The sequence below is a fragment of the Pseudomonas sp. S3E17 genome, from assembly GCF_024168685.1.
In the GTDB taxonomy this organism is placed as follows: domain Bacteria; phylum Pseudomonadota; class Gammaproteobacteria; order Pseudomonadales; family Pseudomonadaceae; genus Aquipseudomonas; species Aquipseudomonas marginalis.
This window is the reverse complement of the sequence record NZ_JALJWE010000001.1, coordinates 3,002,944-3,027,820: the sequence shown is the minus strand read 5'-3', so window position 1 is coordinate 3,027,820 and position 24,877 is coordinate 3,002,944. Positions and strand designations below refer to the sequence as shown.

Here is a 24,877-nt window from a genome sequence, read left to right as displayed (position 1 = left end):
AAAATCCCAAATCGAAAGCTGATCGAGTGGACAGGAAATTTCGGGGGTCGCAACGACTGTCGTCGCGTACGCCAGGATCGGTCCGCTGTGCAAGCAAGCGTAGACCCGAATGGCAGGAGGGGAAAGGTGTGCTTTGGAAGGGTGCGACACTTGGTCGCGTAGCGCGGTAGAGCTGCCGCCCCAGATTGGGGCGGCAGTCAGGTGTTACTGGGCTGGGCTTTCTGGCGTTGCGCCATCAGCGTTATGGGACAGGCTGTAAACGTAGGCGGCGAGCAGGTGCACTTTGTCGTTGCCCTGCAGCACTTCCTGGGCAGGCATCTGGCCTTGGCGGCCGTGGCGAATGGTCTGCTGCAACTGCGCGAGGCTGGTGCCGTAGATGTAGCCGGCGGGCAGGGTCAGGTTCGGCGCGCCCATGGCTTCCATGCCGTGGCCCTGCGGACCATGGCAGGCCACGCAGGTGGTGTTGAATGCGGCTTGCCCTGCGGCCAGGTCGGCGGTGCTGTCGGCCGGCAATGGCAACTTGGCCAGGTCGTGGCGCACATAGGCGGCGACGTTTTTCACGCCGTCGTCGCCGAGCATGTCGCCCCAGGCCGGCATCGCCGCGTGGCGACCGTTCATGATGGTGGTCTTGATCGCTTCGGCCGAACCACCCCAACGCCAGATGTTGTCAGCCAGGTTTGGAAAGCCGAATGCGCCCTTGGCATCCGAGCCGTGGCACACCGCGCAGTTGGAGGCGAACAGACGGCCGCCCATTTTCAGTGCCTGCGGGTCTTTGGCGACTTGTTCCACGGGCATGGCCGAGAATTTGGCGAAGATCGGTCCGAACTTGGTGTCGGCCTTGGCCATCTCCTTGTCCCACTCCTTGGCCGAGGTCCAGCCGCCTTCATAGCCCGGCAACACGCCTTTCCAGTTGCCCAGGCCCGGATAGAGGACCAGGTAGCCGACCGCAAACACCAGGGTGCCGGCGAACAACATGAACCACCACTGGGGCAGGGGGTTGTCGTATTCCTCGATACCGTCGAAGGCGTGGCCCATGGTCTGGTCGACACTGCCCTTGGTCTCGCCCTTGCGGGTACCGATCAACAGCCAGGTCAGGCCGATCAGGCTGCCGAGGGTCAGTACGCAGATCCATGTACTCCAAAAGGTAGTCATGGCCGGTTGCTCCTTGTTACAGGCTCTTCTTGAGCGTCGGTTGGAGAGGGTTCATCGGCGAAGGGCAGCAGGCGCGCCTGCTCGAATTCCGCATTGCGCCGGTTGTTGAACACCCACAGCGACAGGCCGATAAAGGCGATGGCGACCACCAGCGTGCCAAGGCCGCGGATGGTGCCCGCATCGAATTCAAATCCCATGGCTCACCTCTTGCTCTTGATGGCAGTGCCGAGTACTTGCAGGTACGAAACCAGCGCGTCCATTTCGGTCTTGCCCTTGAGGCTGGCCACGGCGCCACTGATGTCGTCGTCGGTGTACGGCACGCCGAGGGTGCGCATCACGTTCAACTTGGTCTCGGTGTGGCTGCTGTCGACCGCAGCCGTGACCAACCACGGGTAGGCCGGCATTTTCGACTCAGGCACGACGTTGCGCGGGTTGTACAAGTGCGCGCGGTGCCAGTCGTCCGAGTAGCGTGCGCCAACGCGTGCCAGGTCAGGCCCGGTGCGCTTGGAGCCCCACAGGAACGGGTGGTCCCACACGCTTTCACCGGCCACCGAGTAGTGGCCGTAGCGCTCGGTCTCGGCGCGGAACGGGCGGATCATCTGCGAGTGGCACTGTACGCAGCCTTCGCGGATGTAGATGTCGCGGCCTTCCAGTTGCAGCGCGGTGTAGGGCTTCATGCCTTCCACCGGCTTGTTGGTCACGTCCTGGAAGAACAGCGGGACGATCTGGGTCAGGCCGCCGATGCTCACGGCGAGCACCATGAGCAGCATCAGCAGGCCGACGTTCTTTTCAATCGTTTCGTGTTTCATCACTGACTCCTCAGGCCATCTGCGCGGCAGGGGCGGCTTCGACAGGTTGTGCCGAGCGCACGGTGCGCCATGTGTTGTAAGCCATCAGGAACATGCCGCTGAGGAACACCGCACCGCCCACCAGCCGCACGATGAAGCCTGGGTGGCTGGCCACCAGGGTTTCGACGAAGGAGTAGGTCAAGGTGCCGTCTTCGTTGATCGCACGCCACATCAGGCCCTGGGCGATGCCGTTGACCCACATCGAGGCGATGTAGAGCACGGTGCCGATGGTGGCCAGCCAGAAGTGCGCGTTGATCAGGCCGAGGCTGTACATCTGCTCGCGACCGAAGACTTTCGGGATCATGTGGTACAGCGCGCCGATGGAGATCATCGCTACCCAGCCGAGGGCGCCGGCGTGTACGTGGCCGATGGTCCAGTCGGTGTAGTGGGAGAGGGCGTTGACGGTCTTGATCGCCATCATCGGACCTTCGAAGGTCGACATGCCGTAGAACGCCAGGGACACCACCAGGAAACGCAGGATCGGGTCGCTGCGCAACTTATGCCAGGCGCCCGACAGGGTCATCATGCCGTTGATCATGCCGCCCCAGCTCGGCGCCAGCAGTACCAGCGACATCACCATGCCCAGGGACTGTGCCCAGTCCGGCAGCGCGGTGTAGTGCAGGTGGTGCGGGCCGGCCCAGATGTACAGGGTGATCAGCGCCCAGAAGTGCACGATGGACAGGCGATAGGAGTACACCGGGCGCTCGGCCTGTTTCGGCACGAAGTAGTACATCATCCCGAGGAAGCCGGCGGTGAGGAAAAAGCCTACCGCGTTATGCCCGTACCACCACTGCACCATGGCATCCGTCGCACCGCCATACAGCGAGTAGGACTTGGTCAGGCTGACCGGGATTTCCAGGTTGTTGACGATGTGCAGGATCGCCACGGTGATGATGAACGCGCCGAAGAACCAGTTACCGACGTAGATATGCTTGGTGTTGCGCTTCATCACCGTGCCGAAGAACACGATGGCGTAGGCCACCCAGACGATGGTGATCAGGATGTCGATCGGCCATTCCAGCTCGGCGTATTCCTTGGAGCTGGTGTAGCCCAGGGGCAAGCTGATCGCGGCCAGGAGGATGACAAGTTGCCAGCCCCAGAAGCAGAACGCGGCGATTTTCGGCGCGAACAGCTGGGTTTGACAGGTACGCTGCACCGAGTAGAAGGAGCTGGCGAACAGCGCACAGCCACCGAACGCGAAGATCACCGCGTTGGTGTGCAATGGGCGCAGGCGGCCGAAGCTGGTCCAGGGCAAGTCGAAGTTGAGCGCGGGCCAAACCAATTGGGCGGCGAGAAAAACCCCGAGCCCCATGCCGACGATGCCCCACACCACCGTCATAATGGCGAATTGGCGGACCACCTTGTAGTTATAGGCGGTACTTAAAGTAGTGTTCATGGTTCCCCATCCACGGTTCAACCCAAGCAAATGCGGCACTTGGGCTGGAGTTATAGGCAGACTGAATAGCGAGGCAAGCATGGGCAAAGAGCACAAGGCCAGTATTGACGGGGATCAATGGGCGCAGTGTGTGCGGGAACACGGGTGGCTTTGGGATGTCGCGTCGGGCCGTGCTTCGGGTGATTGCGTGACGTTGATCCTGGCCCATGGCGCCGGCGCACCGATGGACTCATCCTTTATGAACGACGTGGCTGCACGCCTTGCCGGGCATGGCGTCAACGTGTTGCGCTTCGAGTTTCCCTACATGGCCCAGCGCCGGGTGGACGGCGGCAAACGCCCACCCAACCCGGCGCCAAGACTGCTGGAAGCCTGGCGCGGGGTGTATGCCGAGGTGCGACGTCATGTCGCTGGGAAACTGGCCATTGGCGGCAAGTCCATGGGCGGGCGCATGGCGAGTCTGTTGGCGGATGAAATGGCCGCCGACGGGCTGGTGTGCCTGGGGTATCCGTTCTATGCGGTGGGCAAACCGGAGAAACCACGGGTCGAGCATTTGGCCGGGCTGAGCACGCCGACGCTGATCGTGCAGGGCGAACGGGATGCCCTCGGCAATCGGGGGGCGGTGGAGGGCTATGATTTGTCGCCGAGCATCGAGGTGATGTGGCTGGTGGCGGGGGATCACGACTTGAAGCCGTTGAAGGCTTCGGGGTTTACGCATGAGCAGCATTTGGAGGCTGCGGCCGTGCAGGTGGCTGAGTTTCTCAGCGCCTGTTAGGGCCAATCGGGAGCAAGCCCCCTCCCACATTCGACCGCATTTCAAGGGATGTACGCGGTTAACTGTGGGAGGGGGCTTGCTCCCGATATCGGTCTACCGGTTGAAACGCTCGACCAACGAATACTGGGTATTCGCCGTATGCGTCAGCTCTTCACTCAACTGCGCCGAGTTCAACGCCTGTTCCGAGGTCTGGTCCGCCAACAGCGCAATGGTGCTGATATTGCGGCTGATCTCTTCGGCCACCGAGCTTTGCTCTTCGGTGGCGGCCGCGATCTGGGTGGTCATGTCGGTGATATGCGCCACCGCTTCACTGATGCCCACCAACGCCTGGTCCGCCTCCATCACCCGCGCCACACCCTCTTCGGCCTGGCGATGCCCGGCATCCATGGTTTGCACGGCGGCGGCAGCGGTTTGCTGCAGCTTGGCGATCAGGGCATGGATCTGCCCGGTCGACTCAGCCGTGCGCTGCGCCAGTTGGCGCACTTCATCGGCGACCACCGCAAACCCGCGGCCCATCTCACCGGCTCGCGCCGCTTCAATGGCGGCGTTGAGCGCCAGCAGGTTGGTCTGGTCGGCAATACCTTTGATCACGTCGACTACGCCGCCGATCTCGTCGCTGTCCTTGGCCAGTTGGGTGACGGTCACGCCCGTTTCCCCCACGGCCACCGACAGACGTTGAATCGCCTCGCGGGTTTCCCCGGCAATATCGCGACCGCGACCGGTCAGGCGATTGGCTTCCTGGGTCGCATCGGCCGTGCGCTGCACGTGACTGGCCACTTCCTGGGTGGTCGCCGCCATCTGGTTGACCGCCGTGGCCACCTGCTCGGTTTCCACGCGCTGGCGTTCCAGGCCGCTGGAGCTGTTATGCGCCAGGGTATTGGACTGCGCCGCCTGGTCGTTGAGGTGCTCGGCGGTGTCCTGCAGGCGCGTCAGGCAGGTCTTCAGACGCGCCTCCTGGCTGAGGATCGACATCTCCAGGCGCGCCTGGGCACCACGGCTGTCGGTGTACATCTGCGCGATCAACGGGTCGGAGGTGGTCTGTTCGGCCAGGCGCAGCAGGCGCTTGAGGCCGCGCTGTTGCCAGCTCAGGCCCAGCAGGCCCAATGGCACCGACAAACCCGCCGCCAGGGCAAAGCCCCAGTGGGAGTTGAGCGACGCACCGATCATGAAGCTCAACTGGCTGATCAGGATAAACGGCAGCCAGTCCTGCAACACCGGCAGCCACTTGTCCCGCTGGGGAACGGCCGACTTGCCCTGGTTGATGCGTTGGTAGAGCGCCTCGGCACGGCGGATCTGCTCGGCGGTGGGCTTGATGCGCACCGATTCGTAGCCGACCACCTGGTTGCCTTCGAAGACCGGCGTCACATAGGCGTTAACCCAGTAGTGATCGCCCGTCTTGCAGCGGTTCTTAACGATGCCCATCCATGGCAAGCCTTGTTTGAGCGTGGTCCACATATGCCCGAACACGGCCGCTGGCACGTCCGGGTGACGCACCAGGTTGTGCGGGGCACGCACCAGTTCGTCGCGAGAGAACCCACTGATTTCGACGAACGCGTCGTTGCAGTAGGTAATCACGCCTTTGGCATCTGTGGTGGAGATCAACCGTTGCTGAGCGGGGAAGGTACGTTCGCGCTGGGTAACGGGCTGGTTATTACGCATGATTGTTCAATCCGCAAGGCTTTCATTGGGTATCGGCGGTAACGGGGGTTTATTTAACTTATTTTTGCAACAATCCGGCAGGTTGGTCATTCCTCGAGGGGATATCAACCCGCCAGCATCGGATAGGTAAACAACCCGAAGTGAAGCAGATTCAAGCCAAAGTGCGTGGCAATCGCCGCACCCAGCCCGCCAAACCGATACGCCAGGCCGTAACCGACCCCGGCGATGCCCGCCAGCAGCACCCATTGCCACCCCGCACCCACGTGCACCAGGCCGAACAGCAGCGATGCCAGCAGCAGCGCGAGGTTTTCCCCGTAGGGCAGCTGTTTGAAGCGTCGGCTCAAGCCGCCTTGAATGTAGCCACGGAACAGGGCTTCTTCCACCAGGGTCACCAGCAACAGGTTATTGAGCATCCACAGCCAGGCCTGGTCCGGCCATTTCGGCGCCCAACTGATCACGCCCAGCAAGGCTGCGCCACCCAGCGCGACAATGGCGGTAAGGGTCAGTACCAACGCGGTGACGCAGATCCACAGGCGCAACGAACGCCGCGCCACAATCCACGGGCAGGCCAGCAGCAACCAGAAACCAATCAACGGCTTGTCCAGGTTCAGGTACATCGAGAACGGCACGGCATCGGGGGTGAAGCGCTGCGGGGCAATGCCGCGACCGTTATGGAACCCCGGCAGCCAGTGCATCGCCAGGCCTAGCGCCAACACGATAAACAGCCCGTGACCCAGGTAACGCGCCCACGGCGTGCGCTGCTGGCGTACGGCATAGCCGGCGATCAACAGCAGGGCGACGGACACCAGCGCCAGTACGCCCAGTTGCCCGTAGGCCAAGGCCAGCACATAGCCGATGGAAAGAAGCGCCAGGTACAGCCAGGGCAGTGGGAGCATGGAGGAATCCTTGGAAAAAACCGGTCGGCATTATAGCGATGACCTGCGCGCCGAAACGTGAAAACGCCTCCCCGCAAAAGGGCTTGGGCAAGTGATTGCAAAACATGTCATCGGCTGGTTATAGTCCTTGCGTCCTTATTCCTTCAAAAAGATCAGCACATGCCAGCTTCCCTGCGCATAGCGGTAGTCGATTCAGCGGTCAACGCTGTGCGCGTGCCGTGCGCGAACAAGCAGCCTGCGCAGATCAGTCACTACCCCCCACCTGTCAGTAGCACGCCGGTGTACGCAGTCGTATCACCGCCGGGTGTTGGCATTTCGGGCTGATCGGCACGTTGTTGTGCCCGCTCTGCCTGCCTGAAAAAAACTACTGAATTTCAGCCTCTGCGGCTGAATCGGCTTTTTTTGCCTGATTACAGGTGGTAACCATGTCCGTTCTTTCGAAACACTCCGTGGCCGCGGCGGCCTCGACGAGCCTGTTTGTCCTGCTGTGGAGCAGCGGGGCGATCTTCTCCAAACTGGGCCTGGCCCATGCTTCGCCCTTCGCCTTCCTGCTGATCCGTTTTGCCATCGCCCTGGCGGGGCTGGTGATCCTGGTGCCGGTCCTGCGGTTGAAACTGCCGCGTCGCGGCAAGCCCGTGTTGTACGCGGCGGCGACCGGGTTGGTATTGCTGGGGGCCTATCAGATTTTCTATCTGCTGGCCCTGGACCTCAGCGTCACCCCCGGCGTCATGGCGACCATCATGGGGGTGCAGCCGATCCTCACCGTGGTGCTGATGGAGCGCCAGCGATCCTGGCGCCGGATGTTCGGCCTGAGTCTGGGCTTGGCCGGGCTGATCATGGTGGTCTACCAAGGCATCGGGCTGGCGGGCATGTCCCTGGCCGGGATGCTGTTCGGGCTGCTGGCCCTGGCAAGCATGACCTTCGGCTCGATCATGCAAAAGCGCATCACCGACAACCCCCTCGGCACCCTGCCGGTGCAGTACCTGGCGGGGCTGCTGTTGTGTTCGGTGTTCGTGCCGTTCCAGCCGTTCCACGTTGAACACAACGCCGGCTTTTACCTCCCGGTGCTGTGGATGGGCCTGGTGGTGTCGTTGCTGGCAACGCTGTTGCTGTACCGCCTGATCGCCCGGGGCAACCTGGTGAATGTCACCAGCCTGTTCTACCTGGTGCCGGCAGTGACGGCGGTGATGGATTACCTGATCTTCGGCAATCGGCTCGCGATGCTGAGCCTGTTGGGGATGGGCTTGATCATCATTGGGCTGGTCTTCGTGTTCCGCAAAAACTGATGCCCCCCGTAGGTGCCGGCCAGCCGGCGCCTACGGTTTTCGAGGCCGCAATACCAGCCACAACGCCCCGGCAATCAACACGCCGCCATATAAATGCGCCATCGATAACGGCTCGTCGAGCAACAACGCCCCCCACAACACGCCGAACGGCGGGATCAGGAAGGTGGTGGTCATCGACCTCACCGGCCCAATCGCGGTGAGCAGCCGAAAGTACAACACGTACGCAAACGCCGTACACACCAGCCCCAACCCCAGCAGCGACGACCAGACCTGCCAGCCACCCCAACTCGCCGGCGGATGGCTGATCGCGCTGTAGGCAAACAACGGCAGCAGAAACAGGGTCGCGCCCAGCATGCTGCCCAGGGCCGCGAGACGACTGTCCAGCCCGCCGCGCTGGTCCAGCCAGCGCCTGGCGAGGAACCCGGCAAAGCCATAACAGGTGGTGGCCAACAGGCAAGCCAGTGCGCCCATCAATAATTCCAGGTCAAACGCCACCGGTCCCGCACGTGTCAGCACGCCTACACCGAACAGACCCAGGCACACCCCGGCGATTTTCGACGGGGTGAGGCGTTCGCTGAAAAACAGCCCGCCAATCAACACCCCCATCAACGGCGTGGTGGCATTGAAGATCGCCGAGTAACCCGCCGGCAGTACCTGGGCGGCCACCGAATACATGGTCGCCGGGATCCCCGAGTTGATCACCCCCAGCAACAGGACCGTCTTGAACTTGCCCTGGAAATCCCAGTCCACCCGCGCCATCGCCAGGATCACCAATAGCCCGGCGGCGGCAATCGATACGCGGAAAAATGCGGTCGGCACCGTGCCGATTTCCGGCGCGATGATGCGCATGAACAGAAAGCTCGCGCCCCAGATGGCGGCGAGTCCCAGCAGGTAAAGGGTGTCAACAGGCCTCACGGAACACTCCTACATCAATAAGGCGGCGAGTGTTGCACGCCGCCTTCACTGATTACAGGACAAACCGCGTCACCAGCCCATTCAGGTCCACCGCCAGGCGCGACAGTTCCTGGCTGGCGGCCGAGGTCTGGGTGGCGCCGGCGGCGGTCTGGGTGGACAGGTCGCGGATGTTCACCAGGCTGCGGTCCACATCGCGCGCTACCAGCGCCTGTTGCTCGGCGGCGCTGGCGATCACCAGGTTGCGCTGGCTGATCTGCGAGATGGCGGCGGTGATTTTTTCCAGGGCACTGCCGGCGCTGTTGGCCCGTTGCAAGGTCTGGCCGGCGTGCTCGGCGCTGCTGGTCAACGCCTCGACGGTGGCCTGGGTGCCTTGCTGGATACCGGTGATCATCTGTTCGATTTCTTCGGTGGAGTCCTGGGTGCGCTGTGCCAGCGAACGCACCTCGTCGGCGACGACCGCAAACCCACGCCCGGCTTCACCGGCACGCGCCGCTTCAATCGCGGCGTTGAGCGCCAGCAGGTTGGTTTGCCCGGCGATGCCACGGATCACTTCCAGCACCTTGCTGATGTCCTGGGCTTGCAGCGCCAGGCCTTCGGCCTTGTTCGAGGCGCCGAGCACTTCGTCCACCAGGTTCTGGATCGAACTGATGGTTTCGCTGATCTGGTAGTGGCCGTGCTTACTGTCTTCATCGGAAGCCTGGGACGCCTCGGCGCTGGACACCGCATTGCCGGCGACCTCGTCCACTGCCGTGCTCATCTCGGTCACGGCGGTGGCAGCCTGCTCGATTTCATCGTTCTGCGCCTGCAGGCCGCGGGTGCTTTGTTCCATCACCGCGCTCATTTCTTCCGCGGCGGAAGCCAGTTGCTGCGCCGATTCGCTGATGCCTCGGATGGTGGTCTGCAGCTGCGCTTGCATGGTCGCCAGGGCGCTCAGCAATTGCGCGGGTTCGTCATGGCCGCGCACCACGATCGGCTGGCTCAAGTCGCCGGCGGCGATGGTGCGCGCCACGTTCAGGGCCTGGCCGATCGGCGCGGTGATGCTGCGGGTCAGCAGCCAGGCCAGCAGCAAGGTGGCGATCAATGCGACTGCGATAATCAGGCCGACAATCCACTGTGCGCTCGAATACATCTGTGCGGCCGAATCAGCCGCCGCTTCGACGCCGTTCTGGTTAAAGACGATCAGGTTTTCCAGGCTCTGGCTCAGGAGCGTGCCCTGGGGGGCGAGACGGCTGACGAGCAGGTCGAGGGCGTCTTGCTGTTGATCCTTGTCCACCAGCGCGACCATCTGCCCGACGATGGCCAGGTACGTCGCGACATTGCCCTTGAGGGTTTTCAGCAGTTCGCGCTCTTCGTCATTGCTCAGCAAGGTTTCATGACGTTCGAGTAGGGCTTGCAGTTCGCTGCTGGTGCGGCTGATCAGGCCTCTGCTGGTGTCACGCACGCGAGATTCGTCGGTGCTCACCAGGCGCAGGGACTCCAGGCGGACAGTGGCCACCAGGGCTGCGCTGTCATGGATATTCTCGATGCTCGGCATCCAGGTTTGTTCAATGACCAGCGCGCTTTCCCGCAGCTTGGCCATCTGGCCCAGGCCAAACATTCCCACAATCACCAGCAAGCTGGCCAAAACCCCAAAACTCAGACTGGCACGCAGACCGATCCTCATGTTCCTCAATGACATCTCAATGCTCCTTGGGCGATTAGAACCTGCTCCCGGATCGGTCTTCGGACCTTGTTAGGGTGGGAGAGGGCGCGCTATATATCAAAGTGCCATCAAGGTAGTAATCGGGGTTTCCCTTAGTTGGATCCAAAGCCCTATGGAGGACCCGCGGCCGTTCTGGTTGGCGGTTTTCCGGCTTCTACCTGCCAGGCCACGGCGCTCAAGGCGTGTGGATCAAACGCGGATCGACTATGAGGTGCGTTTATTGACCGGATGGTCGAATTAAAAAAATTGAAAATAAATGTACGAAATGAACGGACTTGTATAAGTCAGTGCAAAAAATGACCCTTCTCCTGCCTGCGTACACTGGCTAAGCTCAGGGCTTCCCGATGCCCGCTCGAGGTTTCCCGCATGTCGCCATCCACGCCTGCCCTCGCTATCGCCCGCACCATCCTCGAAGGCTTCGACGATTACCGCGAACACTTTCGCCAGATCACCGATGGTGCCCGCGAGCGTTTCGAAAGGGCCCAGTGGCAACAGGGGCAGGCGGCGTCGGCGGCGCGGATCAACCTGTACGAAGACAAGGTCGGTGAAGTCAGCGCGCGCCTGCGTGCGAACTTCGAGGGCAGCGCATTGCTCGACATTGACCTATGGCCGCTGGTGAAAAGCGCCTATATCGGCCTGATCGACCTGCGCTTTGACGATGAGCTGTCCGAGACCTGGTACAACTCGATCTTCTGCGGCCTGTTCAGCCATGACCTGATCAGCGACGGCTGCATGTTCATCCACACCACGCGGCCGAGCCTGCGCCGGGCGCGGGCGGCACAAACCCGTATCTACGCGCCCGCCGGCCAGATTCCCGAGATGCTCGCGCAGATTTTTGCCGACTATCGTTTCAGCGAGCCCTACGCCGACCTGGCAGCCGACCTGCATCGCCTCGAAGCCCAACTGCGGGAAAACCTGCCGGACTGGGTGTGCAAGGACCCGGACCTCAAGGTCGAGCTGTTTTCCTCGGTGCTCTACCGCAACAAAGGTGCCTACCTCGTCGGGCGCATCTACACCCGCGACGAACAATGGCCCCTGGTGATCCCGCTGCTGCACCGCGAAGGGCAGGGCATCCAGATCGATGCGCTGATCACCGACGAGGCCGAGGTGTCGATCATCTTTTCGTTCACCCGTTCCTACTTCATGGTCGACGTGCCGGTGCCGGCGGAATTCATCGGCTTTCTCAAACGCATCCTGCCGGGCAAGCACATCGCCGAGCTGTACACCTCGATTGGTTTCTATAAACACGGCAAGTCGGAGTTCTACCGCGCGCTGATCAATCACCTGGCCACCACCGACGATCGATTCATCATGGCCCCCGGCGTGCGTGGCATGGTCATGAGCGTGTTCACCCTGCCGGGCTTCAACACCGTGTTCAAGATCATCAAGGACCGTTTTTCACCGTCGAAAAACGTCAACCGCGCCACGGTGATCGAGAAGTACCGCCTGGTCAAAAGCGTCGACCGCGTCGGGCGCATGGCCGATACCCAGGAGTTCGCCGACTTCCGCTTTCCCCTGGGCAAGTTCGAGCCCGAGTGCCTGGCGGAACTGCTGGACGTCGCCGCCGGCACCGTCGAAGTGGAAGGCGACACCGTGCTGATCCGCCACTGCTGGACCGAACGGCGCATGACCCCGCTCAACCTCTACCTGGAACACGCCAACCCCGCCCAGGTGCGCGAAGCCCTGGAAGACTACGGCCTGGCGATCAAGCAACTGGCGGCAGCGAACATCTTCCCCGGCGACATGCTGCTGAAGAACTTCGGCGTCACCCGTCACGGGCGCGTAGTGTTTTATGACTATGACGAAATCTGCTTTCTCACCGAGGCCAACTTTCGTCACATCCCCGCGCCGCGTACGCCCGAGGACGAAATGGCGTCCGAGCCCTGGTATTCCATCGGCCCGCTGGATGTATTCCCGGAAGAATTCCCGCCGTTCCTGTTCGCCGATGCCGGCCAGCGCAAGTTGTTCGATGAGCTGCACGGCGAGTTGTACAACGCCGATTACTGGAAAGGTTTGCAGGACGCTATTCGCGCGGGGAAGGTGATTGATGTGTTTCCGTATCGACGCAAGTGGGGAGAAATATCTTGAACTGCTCAGTCACTGTGGTTTAGCACACCCTGGAGTGTTCCCACTGAAAAAAACTACTGGCAATTATAAAAAGCCAGTAGTTCAAGGTGATATAGGTTATAAGTCGATATGTCTAATGGTTCGGTTGAGGTTACTTCAGGAATGGTATGTCTTTGTTAGTTTCCAGTACCCTGTCACTCCAGTTAGTCAAACGATTTCTGTCAGCTTCGTTGGACGAACGACTCTGGCCTGTAGCCGTTGCCTGGTAGAGGTCATTCATCGATTTTTTATACGTTTTATCGATATTATTAGTTGAATACCCTTTGTCCTGTAATTCAATTTTTCTCTGTAGCAAACCTATAGGCTTGTCAACATGACTTTGACCGAATTTGGAGGTAGGGAACTCGTTGGGGAGACTTTTTAAAGTTTCAATGGTTTTCCACGAACTGGAGGAAGAGGCCGAGGCACCTTGTGGCATGCTGTCTGGCGTGCGTTGGTGCTTTTCTGAAAATGAATGTCCATAGCCTCCGACACGAGAGGAAGACATGCGATCTATAGGCATAAAAACTCCGATGAGCATTGTTGTTGATGATTGGTAAATAGCGCGTCGAATATGATTTCGATATTGCATCAGCGCATCAGTGTTTTCTCACAAAAGCGCGGGATGCTTCTTTATTCCTTTCGCGAAATAAATCGCTGTGTTTTTAATAGGGTATTCAAGTGTTGAATGGAAAAGACGCGTCTTCTTGGCTTTCGTTTGTTAAAGGTTACTCATGAAGTTCATTCCTCGAATGGCCTGGCTTGTAGAATGATATTGCGAGATTCTATTCGCCGTCAGGCTTGTTGGCCGCTCCGATGAAGCTTGGCTGCTGGTTGATGTTGACGACGGCCTTTCGGTATAGGCCGGAGCAAACTCGTAGCGCGGTGGTGGCAGGGTATCTGCCGAGCGTGGTTGGGACCGCATGGACTCTTGGTAGCTCGGCGGCTGGCGCGGCGTTACGGAATCGATTGGCATATTAAGCTCCGTATTCAATGGGGAGTACTTTGAGTTGCTTGAGATATCTGGCAACTCATTGAAGCCTGCGTATCTCACCCATCAAATCGGACTTTCTCTTTTTAACAGTGTGACGGGCGCCCAAAGCCCTGTAGTACAAGTCGCTATTGGGGGCAGCCCTCATTTTAAACTTTGGACAATATGAACATCCCGAGCGTTGCCAGTCTGCTTGTAGCGCTGTTTGCGCTTCGATTCTCCGTCAGGTTGGTGGCCGGCTCGGCTGGAGTACGGCTATTACTGGTCGAAGGCTGCGTACCTGTTGCTTGCGCATAGCTCGGAGGGGGCTCATTGGGCGGCAGGTTCCGAGAACTCATTGCTTCATCGTATGAGGGCGGGTTGTCTGAGGGTGTAGTGGACGGCCTGATTTCCATGGAAGCTCCGTTTCACGTTAGGTGGGTGTCTGGAAGTCTCATTGAACCGTTCACGTGCCATCCATCCCATCGGACTGCTGCTATTGAAACTACCGAATGGTCCACTCCGTGTCGTAGTAAATATCGTCATCGGCGGTAAGTCAGCGCAGTCCTGATTGACTGACCGTCTCCATACTGGTCGAAATCTGCGACAATCCCCGTCCTCTCTGATGACTTACGCTGCGCAGGCCTCACCTGCCTCACCCAAAAGACCCTTGCCGCCCTGATGACTGACCAAGCGCCCGCTATCGACCAACTGCTGAAAAACCTCGACCACGCCATGCTCGCCGACCGCCACCGCTTGCGGCGCCAGTTGCTCGAGCTGCGCAAGAAGCCCGACGAGGAGAAGCTGGCGCAGTGGGTGGTGCGCATGCAGGCGTCCTGCGCCCAGGTCACGGCACGGCGCGCCAGCCTGCCGGTGATTCGTTACGACGACAGCCTGCCGATCGCCGCCAAGCGCGATGAGATCAAGGACGCGCTGCAAAAGCATCAGGTGCTGATCATTGCCGGCGAGACCGGCTCGGGCAAGACCACCCAGTTGCCGAAGATCTGCCTGGAGATCGGCCGCGGCCAATATGGCCTGATCGGCCATACCCAGCCACGCCGGATCGCTGCGCGCAGCGTCGCCAGCCGCGTCGCCGAAGAGTTGGCCACGCCGCTGGGCGCGTTGGTCGGCTATCAGGTGCGCTTCGAAGACCAGAGCGACGCCAACACCTTGATCAAGCTGATGACCGACGGTATCCTGCTGGCGGAGACCCAGAACGACCGTTACCTGGAACGCTACGACACGATCATCGTCGACGAAGCCCACGAACGCAGCCTGAACATCGACTTCCTGCTGGGTTACCTGAAAACCCTGCTGCCGCGTCGTCCGGACCTGAAAGTCATCATCACGTCGGCGACCATCGACCTGGAGCGTTTTTCCAAGCACTTCGACGACGCACCGATTGTCGAGGTCTCGGGTCGCACCTTCCCGGTGGACACCTGGTACCGCCCGCTGACCCTGGAACAGGACGAGGAGGGCAACCGTGTCGAAGACGACCTGACCGTCGATCAGGCGATCCTCGCCACCCTTGATGAAATCGCCGCCTATGAGCGCAGCGAACGCCGCAGCCCTGGCGACGTGCTGGTGTTTTTGCCCGGTGAGCGCGAGATTCGCGATGCGGCCGAGATGCTGCGCAAGGCCCAGCTCAAGCACACCGAGATCCTGCCGTTGTACGCGCGCCTGTCACCGGCCGAACAACAGCGCATTTTTCAGTCCCATCCAGGGCGCCGCGTGGTACTGGCGACCAACGTGGCAGAAACCTCGCTGACCGTGCCGGGCATTCGTTATGTGGTCGACAGCGGCACCGCACGCATCAGCCGCTACAGCTACCGCGCCAAGGTGCAACGCCTGCCGATCGAGGCGATTTCCCAGGCCAGTGCCAACCAGCGTAAAGGTCGTTGCGGCCGGGTGGAGCCGGGGATCTGTATTCGCTTGTACAGCGAAGAGGATTTTATCGGGCGTCCGGAATTTACCGACCCGGAAATCCTGCGCACCAACCTCGCGGCGGTGATCCTGCAGATGCTGCACCTGCGCCTGGGCGAAATCACCGATTTCCCGTTTATCGAACCGCCGGACGGCAAGGCCATCAGCGACGGTTTCAACCTGTTGCAGGAACTCTCAGCCGTCGACCGCAACAGCCAGCTCACGCCATTGGGCCGCCAGTTGGCGCGCCTGCCGGTAGACCCGCGCATGGGCCGCATGCTGCTCGAAGCCGCCAAGCTCGGCAGCTTGCAGGAAGTGTTGATCGTGGCCAGCGCCATGTCGATCCAGGACCCGCGCGAGCGCCCACCGGAGCGCCAGCAGGCCGCCGACCAGGCCCATGCGCAGTGGAAAGATGCGGACTCGGACTTCGCCGGGCTGGTCAATTTGTGGCGTGGCTTTGAAGAGCAGCGCCAGGCACTCACCGCCAGCCCGCTGCGCAACTGGTGCCGCAAGAACTTCCTCAACTACCTGCGCCTGCGCGAGTGGCGTGATTCCCATCGCCAGTTGAGCCTGATCTGCCGCGACATGCAGCTGACCGTCAACAAAGAACCGGCGGACTTCCCCAAGCTGCACAAGGCGGTGCTGTCCGGCCTGCTCAGCCAGATCGGCCAGAAGACTGAAGACGGCGATTACCTCGGCGCTCGTCAGCGACGTTTCTGGATCCACCCCTCCTCGGGCATCGGCAAGAAACGCCCGCAATGGCTGATGACCGCCGAACTGGTGGAAACCACCAAGCTGTATGCGCGCATGGTGGCGAAGATCGATGCCGACTGGATCGAACCGCTGGCCGGGCACTTGATCAAGAAAAACCACTTCGAACCCCACTGGGAGAAGAAGCGCGGCCAGGTGGTGGCGTTCGAGCAGATCACCCTGTTCGGGCTGATCGTGGTCGGGCGTCGGCCGGTGCATTACGGGCCGATTGACCCGGTGGTGTCGCGGGAGTTGTTTATTCGCGAAGGCTTGGTGCGTGGCGAGATCCAGTCCCGCGCCAAGTGCCTCACGGCCAACCAGCAACTGCTGGAGCAGCTCGACGAACTGGAAGCCAAGGCACGCCGCCGCGATATCCTGGCCGACGAAGAGACCTTGTACGCGTTCTATGACGCACGGCTGCCGGCGGAGATCCACCAGACCGCCACCTTTGACAGCTGGTATAAGGTCAACAGCCAGAAAGATCCGCAGTTGCTGATCATGCGCGAGGAAGACGTGCTGGCCCGCGAGGCCAGTGAAGTCACTGCCGCCCATTACCCGGACACCCTGCACCTGGGCGACCTGGAACTGGCCCTGAGTTACCACTTTGAACCCAACCACCCCCGCGACGGCGTGACCCTGCGCGTACCGGCACCGCTGCTGCCAGCCTTGCCGCCGAAGCGCCTGGAATGGCTGGTGCCAGGGCTGATCGAAGCCAAGTGCATCGCCCTGGTGCGCAACCTGCCCAAGGCCCTGCGCAAGAACTTCGTGCCGGTGCCGGATTTCGTCAAGGCGGCGCTGCAGCGCATCGAGTTTGGCCAGGGTTCGTTGCCCCAGGCATTGGGGCGCGAGCTGCTGCGCATGACCGGGGCGCGGGTCAGCGATGAGGCCTGGGCCGAAGCGGCGCAGCAGGTGGAAAACCATCTGAAGATGAACCTGGAAGTGGTCGACGGCCAAGGCAGGTTCCTTGGCGAAGGCCGCGACCTGGCCGAACTGACTGCACGCTTTGCCGAAGCCAGCCAGGCCGCGCTGGCTGTGCCGCACACCGCGAAAAGCCAGCAGGCGGTGGAGGCCAAGGTGTTCGCGGCGGTGGCTGAGAAAACTCAGCAGAAGATCGCCGGGCTGTCGATGACGGTCTACCCGGCGCTGGTGGAAGAAAACGGCACCGTGAAAGAGGGGCGTTTCTCCACCGCCGCCGAGGCTGAGTTCCAGCACCGCCGGGCGTTGCAGCGCCTGCTGATGCAGCAATTGGCGGAACCGGCCAAATTCCTGCGCGGCAAATTGCCCGGCCTCACTGAACTAGGCCTGATGTACCGCGAACTGGGGCGTATCGACGCCCTGGTGGAAGACATCCTGCTGGCCAGCCTCGACACCTGCGTGCTGGAAGGCGAAGCCAGCCTGCCCCGTGACGGTGCCGGTTTGGCGGCGCTGGCTGAACGCAAGCGTGGCAGCTGGACCGAACACGCCGAACGCCTGGCGCGCCTGACCCTGGACGTGCTGAAGCTCTGGCATGGCCTGCAAAAGCGCTTCAAGGGCAAGATCGACCTGGCCCAGGCCGTGGCCCTGAACGACATCAAGCAGCAATTGAGCAACCTGGTCTATCCCGGCTTTGTGCGCGAAACCCCGGCGCAGTGGTTCAAGGAATTGCCGCGTTTTCTCAAGGCCATCGAATTGCGCCTGGAGAAACTGCCGAGCCAGGTGCAAAAGGATCGAGTGTGGAGCAGCGAACTGGGCGGCCTGTGGGCGCAGTACCAGAACCGCTTGAACAAGCACGCCCAGGAAGGCAAGCGCGACCCGCAACTGGAGCTGTATCGCTGGTGGTTGGAGGAATACCGGGTGTCGTTGTTTGCCCAGCAGTTGGGGACCAAGGTGCCGATTTCCGACAAGCGCTTGAGCAAGCAGTGGAGCCAAGTAGAGCCCTGAAGCTCTCCCTGTCTCCAAGACTGAGCAGGTCCAAATGTGGGAGGGGGCTTGCCCCCGATAGCGGTATATCAGTCACAGAATCTTTGTCTGACACACCGCTATCGGGGGCAAGCCCCCTCCCACATTGAAACTTGATGGCGTTTTGATCGGGGTGTTTATCCGGCATATGGCGCCAAACCCCAGGGTTTGTGGCAAACTTCGCCGCTATAAATGCCGGGATCGTCGCAAAAGTCTGCGGCGCGAAGGAATAAAGCGTTGCCAGTTTGATGTCCGCTGGGCGGAATAAAACTACTTAAAGTTTGGTACGTCGGTACCAATATCATCTGCCTGACAGATTTAGAGGAACGATCGTGCATAACGTCGTCATCAGCGGCACTGGCCTTTACACCCCTGCCAACAGCATCAGCAACGAAGAGCTGGTGCAGTCTTTCAATGCTTACGTGCACCAGTTCAACTCGGACAACGCCGCTGCCATCGAGCGCGGTGAAGTCCAGGCGCTGACGGAGTCGAGCGCCGCGTTCATCGAAAAGGCGTCGGGCATCAAGAGCCGCTTTGTGATGGACAAGGAGGGCATCCTTGACCCGCAGCGCATGGCGCCGCGCCTGCCTGAGCGCAGCAATGACGAGTGGTCGGTGCTTTGCCAGATGGCCATCGGTGCCGCCGAGCAGGCCCTGCAGCGCGCCGGCAAGACTGCCGCCGACATCGACGGTGTGATCGTCGCCTGTTCCAACCTGCAACGTGCCTACCCGGCCATCGCCATCGAAGTCCAGGAAGCCCTGGGCATCGCAGGCTTCGGTTTCGACATGAACGTGGCGTGCTCCTCGGCGACCTTCGGCATCCAGAACGCCGCCAACAGCATCCAGCTGGGCCAGGCCCGGGCGATCCTGATGGTCAACCCGGAAGTCTGCACCGGCCACTTGAACTTCCGCGACCGCGACAGTCACTTTATCTTCGGCGACGCCGCCACGGCCGTGGTCCTCGAGCGCGCCGACCTGGCGACCTCCGAGCATCAGTTCGACGTGGTGAGCACCAAGCTGCTGACCAAGTTCTCCAATAACATCCGCAACAACTTCGGCTTTCTCAACCGCGCAGCGGAAGAGGGCATCGGTGCGCCCGACAAACTGTTCGTGCAGGAAGGCCGCAAAGTCTTCCGCGACGTGTGCCCGATGGTCGCGGAACTGATCGGCGTGCACCTGGAAGAGAACCAGTTGAACGTGGCCGATGTGAAGCGCTTCTGGCTGCACCAGGCCAACCTGAGCATGAACCACCTGATTGTGAAGAAACTGCTGGGCCGCGAAGCCACGGTGGAAGAAGCACCGGTGATCCTCGATACTTACGCCAATACCAGCTCGGCGGGTTCGGTGATTGCGTTTCACACCTACCAGGACGATCTGCCCAAGGGCGCCGTCGCGGTACTCAGTTCGTTTGGCGCAGGCTATTCGATCGGTAGCGTGATCCTGCGCAAGCGTTAAGACAATCGAGGTCTTGAATGGCAGCAGCGGACGACGCGCACCTGCTTGAACGACTGCTCAAGGGCGAGCAACGGGCCTACAAGGAATTGGTCACCACGTACCAAAGCGCGATGCGGGCGGTGGCGTATGCCATCGCCGGCCAGCGGCATGCCGACGAAGTGGTGCAGGACGCCTGGCTGTCGGTGGTGCGCAACCTGGCCAAATTCGAAGGGCGTTCCAGCCTCAAGACCTGGCTGCTGACCATCACCGCCAACGCCGCCAAGGGGCGCTATAAGCAGAATCGCCGGGAAGTGCTGCTCGACGACTTGCCTTCGCCCCATGGCACCATCGGCGATGACCGCTTTACTGCCGATGATGGCCACTGGGCCGTCGCCCCGTATGCTTGGCACCAGGACACCCCGGAAGCCTTGCTGACCGAGGATGAACTGCGCAAATGCCTGGAGCACACGTTGCTGAGTTTGTCCGAACTGCAAAGCAGCGTGCTGGTGCTGCGTGAACGCCAGGGCCTGGAACTGGAGGAGATCTGTAATCTTCTGACGCTCTCACTCTCCAATGTCCGCGTGCTGTTGCATCGAGCACGGCTTAAAGTCTTCGCCACGGTGGAGCATTTTGAGGAAACGGGCGAATGTTGACCTGTAAAGAACAAGTGGCACGTTCCAGTGACTATCTCGATGGGCAATTGACCTTTCGCGAACGTCTGCTGGTGCGTCATCACTTGATGTTCTGCCCCAACTGCCGACGGTTTATCCGCCAGATGCGCCTGCTGCAGGCGACGTTGCGGATGCTGCCGCAGGAACCGGTGAAGGACGTGGATGCCTTGGCGCAACGGCTGGCTGCGGAGCGGCTCAAGGATCAGAAAGGCGGGGAATAAGCAGGCTCGCGTGGGGCGATCGGACGGATGATGGGGACCGATCCACCCACGCAAGTCTGGTACAGCCACCTTGGGCCTTCCTGGCCCAAGGCTTTCAACTTTTACATTTAGAACTTGGCTTCTGCATCCAGCTGGAAGGTGTTGGCTTTGGCGCTACCGTCCACCAGCGTGCGGCTGTAGGTGTCGGTTTTGGTCAGGAAGTAGGTTGCGCCGACGGCGAAGTTCTTGTCGATGTCATAGCCGACTTTGAACTTGTGACCACGGGAACCGGTGAAGCCGCCGCCGAAGTCCGAATCGGTGAAGGCACCCACCACGGCGTTTTTCTGCACGTCGCGATAGTTGTAGTCCAGGTTGAAACCGAACACCTTGGACTTGGCACCCAGCAACCAGGCAGTGTCCGCATCGTCGACAGCGTCGTTGTTTTTCACGTACTGACCATAGAACGACAGGGGGACCGCCAGGCCGCCGATATCGACTTGACCGAAGCCTTCATACAGGCGGAACTCGCCGTTGGGGGTGTTACCGTTGGTGGCCAGCACGTTCGGGGTACTGGTGCCTGAGGCGCGGCTGTCTTCATCGTTCTGGTAGGCGTAGACGCTGCCGCCCAGGGTCATTTTCAGGTTGTCGGTCACCGAGAAGCGGGTCCCCAACTGGCCGGTGGTCAGGCGCAGGTCATGGCGGTACTGCACGCCGTCACCGTCCACGTTGTCCTTGAGGTTGTAGTTACCCAGGCTGCCGAACAGCTCGGCGCTGCCGCCCAGTGGGTACTTGTAGGTGAGTGCCAGGCCTTCCGGGTTGATGTCGCTATCCCAGATCACATCGCCCATGTTGACCCAGGGCTGCAGCATTTTGCCGCCAATGATGTGCAGGTTTTTGATCTGGTCGGGGTGGTAGTCGATGTAGCCGAGGTCCAGCCAGATCGATTTTTTATCGAAGTAGCCGTCCAGGTCCTGGTTGGTGGAGCGCGCATCGCTGCCGCCGCCGGTGGCGATACGGATACCGGTGTCCACCTGCGGGTTGATTTCGGTGTAGGCGCCGAGGCGCGCGCGGATCCGTTCGCGGTCCTTGTCGCGACCGGTGACGCCGGCGCGGGTCACACCATTTTCGCCTTCGACCTTGATGGTCTCGTGGCGCATGCGCACATCACCCTTGAACTGAGTCTTGGCGGCCCAGGCCAGCTTCTGGTCGAAGCTGCTCAGCTCGTTGGTTTTCTTCGCGGTGGCCGCGATCTGTTCGTTGGTCTCTTGTTGAGCTTGCCGTGCGATCTGCTGTTCTTTCTGGTCTTTGGCCAACTCGTTTTGCAGTTCGGTGTACTGCGAAGCGGTGATCTGGCCGTTGGCCTTGAGCATGTCGAGCAATTTAGCGTCGACTGCAGCGCCGGCCGGAACGCTCAGGGCCAGTAACAGGCCACCGCACAGGGCCGCTGCAGTTTTAGTGGAAGCAAGACGCATATCAATCTCCGAAAGTGAGGAGGGATGGCAAACCATCCAGGACACAACCGACCGATGACGGACGGAAAAATAACCACCTGATAGAACCAGGCGCTCTAAAAACAGGCGTCAGTATCACGATCGTTTATGACGGCGCAGTGGCGAAGTGATGTCATGTAGATGACAAATTATTTAAGAATGGAACTATTGATTTAGAGCCTTGTCGGGCGATTGAGGGGTGTGCCCGGACCTGCGATAAGCGATACTCGCCAGGCTTTCATGCCATGACGTAGTGAGGATGCCAATGCCGCTGCAACGCCTGGACAGCCTGTCCGAAATCGCCCCGCAGGCCTGGGACGTACTGGTGCCGGACGCCCAGCCCTTTGTGCGGCACGCCTTCCTCAGCGCGCTGGAAGACAGTGCCAGCCTGGGCCCTCAATCGGGCTGGCAACCGGAACATTTGTTGCACTGGGAAGGCGACCGCCTGGTGGCGGCATTGCCCAGTTATCGCAAATGGCATTCCTACGGCGAGTACGTGTTCGACCATGGTTGGGCCGATGCCTGCGAGCGTGCGGGCATTGATTACTACCCCAAGCTGCTGACGGCCGTACCGTTCAGCCCGGTCAGCGGCCCCCGCCTGTTAGCGGCCAGCGCCGACGATGGGTTCGAACTGCTGAAGAGCCTGCCGGGCTATCTGGAAATCGAAGGGCTCTCCAGTGCCCATATCAACTTCACCGACGGCCTGGCCGATGAGGCGTTAGCCCAACAACCGGGTTGGTTGCGGCGCCTGGGCTGTCAGTTTCACTGGCAGAATCGTGGCTACCGTGACTTCCAGGATTTCCTCGACGCCCTCAGTTCCCGCAAGCGCAAACAGATGCGCAAGGAGCGCGAACAAGTGGCGGGGCAGGGCATCGACTTCGAATGGTTGCAAGGCCACGCGCTGAGCGAGGCGCAGTGGGATTTTGTCTACGCCTGCTACGCCAATACCTACGCGGTACGCCGCCAGACACCGTACTTGACCCGCGCGTTTTTCAGCCTGCTGGCCGAGCGCATGCCCGAGGCGATCCGTGTGGTGCTGGCCAAGCAAGGCACACGCCCGGTGGCCATGGCCTTCAGCTTGATCGGTGGCGACAGCTTCTACGGCCGCTACTGGGGTTGCCTGGCGGAGTTCGACCGGCTGCATTTCGAAACCTGCTTCTACCAGGGTATGGACTATGCCATCGCTCACGGCCTGCAACGCTTCGACGCCGGCGCCCAGGGCGAGCACAAATTGATTCGCGGGTTCGAGCCGGTGATCACCCGGTCATGGCACTACCTGCGCCATCCCGGGTTGAAGAATGCCGTCGAGGATTTCCTCGAGCGCGAACGGGTGGGGATTGTGGCGTATGCCGAAGAGGCGAGGGCAGCCCTGCCTTACCGGCAGGGCTGAACCATTGGTCTGGCAATGCTGGCAGGACGTAATGGAGTCGATATCCTGTATGTACAAAAGTACATACAGGATGTGCCATGCATTTTGAGTGGGATGAGTCCAAGAACAAAGTCAATATTTCCAAGCACGGCATCGATTTCAACGACGTTCCGGATATCTTTCGGCATCTAATGCTGGCCTTGCGCGATGATCGAGCGGATTATGGCGAAGAGCGTTGGATCAGTATTGGCTGGATCAAATTGTTAATGGGCGTGGTCGTATACACCGAGCGGCACGGTGATGTGATCCGTATCATTTCCGCCCGAAAAGCAACCAAGAAGGAGGCCAAATATTATGACGCAAACATCGAAAACTGATTGGGAGCGCCTGGCCAAGATGAATGATGAAGAAGTTGATACCAGCGATATTCCTGAGTTGGACGCGGAATTTTTCCGGCGTGCAGAGTTGCGTGTGCCGGTGAAGCAGGCAGTTACGATTCGGCTGGATGCTGACGTTTTGGAGTGGTTTAAAGGTCAAGGTACGGGTTACCAGACGCGTATCAATCAATTGTTGCGCCAATACATGCAGGCTCATCAGGGTTGAGTATCTGCCCATTGAAATCAGCCCTGCTCTACCGGCAGGGCTGACCCTTTGCCTCAGGCCGGCTCCTCCTTGCCCAGCCATCGATAGACAACACCGCCCGCCACCGCACCCAGGATCGGCGCGAGCCAGAACATCCACAATTGCTGGATCGCCCACCCGCCCACGATCAGTGCCGGGCCGGTACTGCGGGCCGGGTTGACCGAGGTGTTGGTCACGGGGATGGAGATCAGGTGGATCAACGTGAGGGCCAGGCCAATGGCGATGGGCGCGAGGCCCTTCGGGGCACGGTGGTCGGTGGCGCCGAGGATGATCAGCACGAACATGGCTGTCATCACCAGCTCACAGACCAACCCCGCAGCCATTGAATAGCCGCCCGGCGAATGCTCGCCATAGCCGTTGGAGGCCAGCCCGCCGGCCAGTTCAAAGCCCGGCCTGCCGCTGGCGATGAAGTACAACAATGCGGCGGCGACCACCCCGCCAATGACTTGGGCCACGATGTACGCCGGTAACTCCCTGGCCGGAAACCTCCCGCCCACCACCAGCCCCACCGATACCGCCGGGTTGAGGTGACAACCGCTGATATGCCCGATAGCCACCGCCATGGTCAGCACCGTGAGCCCGAACGCCAGGGCCACACCCAGCAACCCGATCCCGACGGCGGGAAACGCGGCGGCCAACACCGCACTCCCGCAACCACCCAACACCAGCCAAAACGTTCCCAACCCCTCTGTGACTGAACGCTTGAACAAAGACATGCAACACGTCCTTGATAGATCGCTCTACCCAATCAGTAAATCA

Annotated in this window: 21 protein-coding genes; 10 read left to right on the top strand and 11 right to left on the bottom strand. The window is 60.8% G+C overall.

Annotated features, from left to right (window positions below; translation table 11 throughout):
• Nucleotides 1–204 precede the first annotated feature (204 nt).
• Genes ccoP through ccoN form a run of 4 tightly spaced genes read right to left on the bottom strand, consistent with a single transcriptional unit; the run spans nt 205 to nt 3,396 of the window.
• Entirely contained in the window at nt 205–1,152 is a 948-nt protein-coding gene (gene ccoP, locus J3D60_RS13335) for a cytochrome-c oxidase, cbb3-type subunit III (protein WP_253491705.1), read from the bottom strand.
• Entirely contained in the window at nt 1,149–1,349 is a 201-nt protein-coding gene (locus tag J3D60_RS13330) for a cbb3-type cytochrome c oxidase subunit 3 (RefSeq protein WP_027603735.1), read from the bottom strand. The genes ccoP and J3D60_RS13330 overlap by 4 nt, the downstream gene beginning before the upstream one ends.
• A 3-nt stretch (nt 1,350–1,352) precedes the next feature.
• Nucleotides 1,353–1,961 (bottom strand): cytochrome-c oxidase, cbb3-type subunit II, encoded by a 609-nt coding sequence (gene ccoO, locus J3D60_RS13325; protein ID WP_065873836.1) that lies wholly within the window; start codon nt 1,959–1,961, stop codon nt 1,353–1,355.
• 10 nt (nt 1,962–1,971) lie between these two features.
• The gene (gene ccoN, locus J3D60_RS13320; protein ID WP_065940644.1) at nt 1,972–3,396 is read right to left on the bottom strand and encodes a cytochrome-c oxidase, cbb3-type subunit I; all 1,425 of its coding nucleotides are present in this window, start codon (nt 3,394–3,396) and stop codon (nt 1,972–1,974) included.
• A 79-nt stretch (nt 3,397–3,475) separates the two neighbouring features.
• Between ccoN and J3D60_RS13315 the strand changes: the two genes are divergently transcribed.
• Entirely contained in the window at nt 3,476–4,168 is a 693-nt protein-coding gene (locus tag J3D60_RS13315) for an alpha/beta family hydrolase (protein WP_253491704.1), read from the top strand.
• 93 nt (nt 4,169–4,261) lie between these two features.
• Here the strand turns inward: J3D60_RS13315 and J3D60_RS13310 are convergent, their stop codons facing one another.
• Nucleotides 4,262–5,827: a PAS domain-containing methyl-accepting chemotaxis protein gene (locus J3D60_RS13310; RefSeq protein ID WP_065940642.1), complete on the bottom strand. Its 1,566-nt coding sequence runs from the start codon at nt 5,825–5,827 to the stop codon at nt 4,262–4,264.
• Between the two features lie 104 nt (nt 5,828–5,931).
• Nucleotides 5,932–6,723, bottom strand: coding sequence for a CPBP family intramembrane glutamic endopeptidase (locus tag J3D60_RS13305; protein ID WP_065940641.1), 792 nt, complete (start codon nt 6,721–6,723; stop codon nt 5,932–5,934).
• 425 nt (nt 6,724–7,148) lie between these two features.
• On the opposite strand from J3D60_RS13305, the gene J3D60_RS13300 reads away from it, so the two are divergent.
• Nucleotides 7,149–8,009 (top strand): DMT family transporter, encoded by an 861-nt coding sequence (locus tag J3D60_RS13300; RefSeq protein WP_253491703.1) that lies wholly within the window; start codon nt 7,149–7,151, stop codon nt 8,007–8,009.
• A 30-nt stretch (nt 8,010–8,039) separates the two neighbouring features.
• On the opposite strand, the gene J3D60_RS13295 is transcribed toward J3D60_RS13300, so the two are convergent.
• Both J3D60_RS13295 and J3D60_RS13290 read right to left on the bottom strand, forming a co-directional pair.
• Complete coding sequence (locus J3D60_RS13295; protein WP_253491702.1) at nt 8,040–8,924, bottom strand: DMT family transporter; 885 nt, start codon at nt 8,922–8,924, stop codon at nt 8,040–8,042.
• A gap of 52 nt (nt 8,925–8,976) precedes the next feature.
• On the bottom strand, nt 8,977–10,602 hold the full coding sequence (locus tag J3D60_RS13290; protein ID WP_253491701.1) for a methyl-accepting chemotaxis protein: 1,626 nt from the start codon (nt 10,600–10,602) through the stop codon (nt 8,977–8,979).
• Nucleotides 10,603–10,992: 390 nt separating this feature from the next.
• Here J3D60_RS13290 and aceK point away from each other — a divergent pair, with 390 nt between their 5' ends.
• Entirely contained in the window at nt 10,993–12,714 is a 1,722-nt protein-coding gene (gene aceK, locus J3D60_RS13285) for a bifunctional isocitrate dehydrogenase kinase/phosphatase (protein WP_253491699.1), read from the top strand.
• Between the two features lie 130 nt (nt 12,715–12,844).
• Here the strand turns inward: aceK and J3D60_RS13280 are convergent, their stop codons facing one another.
• Nucleotides 12,845–13,324: a hypothetical protein gene (locus J3D60_RS13280; RefSeq protein ID WP_253491697.1), complete on the bottom strand. Its 480-nt coding sequence runs from the start codon at nt 13,322–13,324 to the stop codon at nt 12,845–12,847.
• A gap of 1,059 nt (nt 13,325–14,383) precedes the next feature.
• Between J3D60_RS13280 and hrpA the strand changes: the two genes are divergently transcribed.
• The 4 genes from hrpA (at nt 14,384) to J3D60_RS13260 (ending at nt 20,638) form a co-directional block, all read left to right on the top strand.
• Complete coding sequence (gene hrpA / locus J3D60_RS13275; protein ID WP_253491695.1) at nt 14,384–18,295, top strand: ATP-dependent RNA helicase HrpA; 3,912 nt, start codon at nt 14,384–14,386, stop codon at nt 18,293–18,295.
• A gap of 350 nt (nt 18,296–18,645) precedes the next feature.
• Nucleotides 18,646–19,767: a beta-ketoacyl-ACP synthase III gene (locus J3D60_RS13270; protein WP_115488411.1), complete on the top strand. Its 1,122-nt coding sequence runs from the start codon at nt 18,646–18,648 to the stop codon at nt 19,765–19,767.
• Nucleotides 19,768–19,784: 17 nt separating this feature from the next.
• A complete protein-coding gene (locus J3D60_RS13265) occupies nt 19,785–20,399 on the top strand; it encodes an RNA polymerase sigma factor (protein WP_065940633.1) in 615 nt (204 codons plus the stop codon).
• Nucleotides 20,393–20,638 carry an anti-sigma factor gene (locus tag J3D60_RS13260; RefSeq protein ID WP_027603752.1) on the top strand — a complete coding sequence of 82 codons (246 nt, stop codon included), beginning with the start codon at nt 20,393–20,395 and terminating at the stop codon, nt 20,636–20,638. The genes J3D60_RS13265 and J3D60_RS13260 overlap by 7 nt, the downstream gene beginning before the upstream one ends.
• Before the next feature lie 107 nt (nt 20,639–20,745).
• Here the strand turns inward: J3D60_RS13260 and J3D60_RS13255 are convergent, their stop codons facing one another.
• Nucleotides 20,746–22,089, bottom strand: a complete 1,344-nt coding sequence (locus tag J3D60_RS13255; protein ID WP_065940632.1) for a putative porin — start codon at nt 22,087–22,089, stop codon at nt 20,746–20,748.
• Nucleotides 22,090–22,372: 283 nt separating this feature from the next.
• On the opposite strand from J3D60_RS13255, the gene J3D60_RS13250 reads away from it, so the two are divergent.
• The 3 genes from J3D60_RS13250 (at nt 22,373) to J3D60_RS13240 (ending at nt 24,079) form a co-directional block, all read left to right on the top strand.
• Nucleotides 22,373–23,497, top strand: coding sequence for a GNAT family N-acetyltransferase (locus J3D60_RS13250; protein ID WP_253491693.1), 1,125 nt, complete (start codon nt 22,373–22,375; stop codon nt 23,495–23,497).
• A gap of 77 nt (nt 23,498–23,574) precedes the next feature.
• A complete protein-coding gene (locus J3D60_RS13245) occupies nt 23,575–23,853 on the top strand; it encodes a BrnT family toxin (protein WP_253491691.1) in 279 nt (92 codons plus the stop codon).
• Nucleotides 23,831–24,079, top strand: a complete 249-nt coding sequence (locus J3D60_RS13240; RefSeq protein ID WP_065940629.1) for a BrnA antitoxin family protein — start codon at nt 23,831–23,833, stop codon at nt 24,077–24,079. Before J3D60_RS13245 ends, J3D60_RS13240 begins: the two co-directional genes overlap by 23 nt.
• 53 nt (nt 24,080–24,132) lie before the next feature.
• Here the strand turns inward: J3D60_RS13240 and aqpZ are convergent, their stop codons facing one another.
• Nucleotides 24,133–24,834, bottom strand: a complete 702-nt coding sequence (gene aqpZ, locus J3D60_RS13235) for an aquaporin Z (RefSeq protein ID WP_065940628.1) — start codon at nt 24,832–24,834, stop codon at nt 24,133–24,135.
• Between the last annotated feature and the right edge of the window lie 43 nt (nt 24,835–24,877).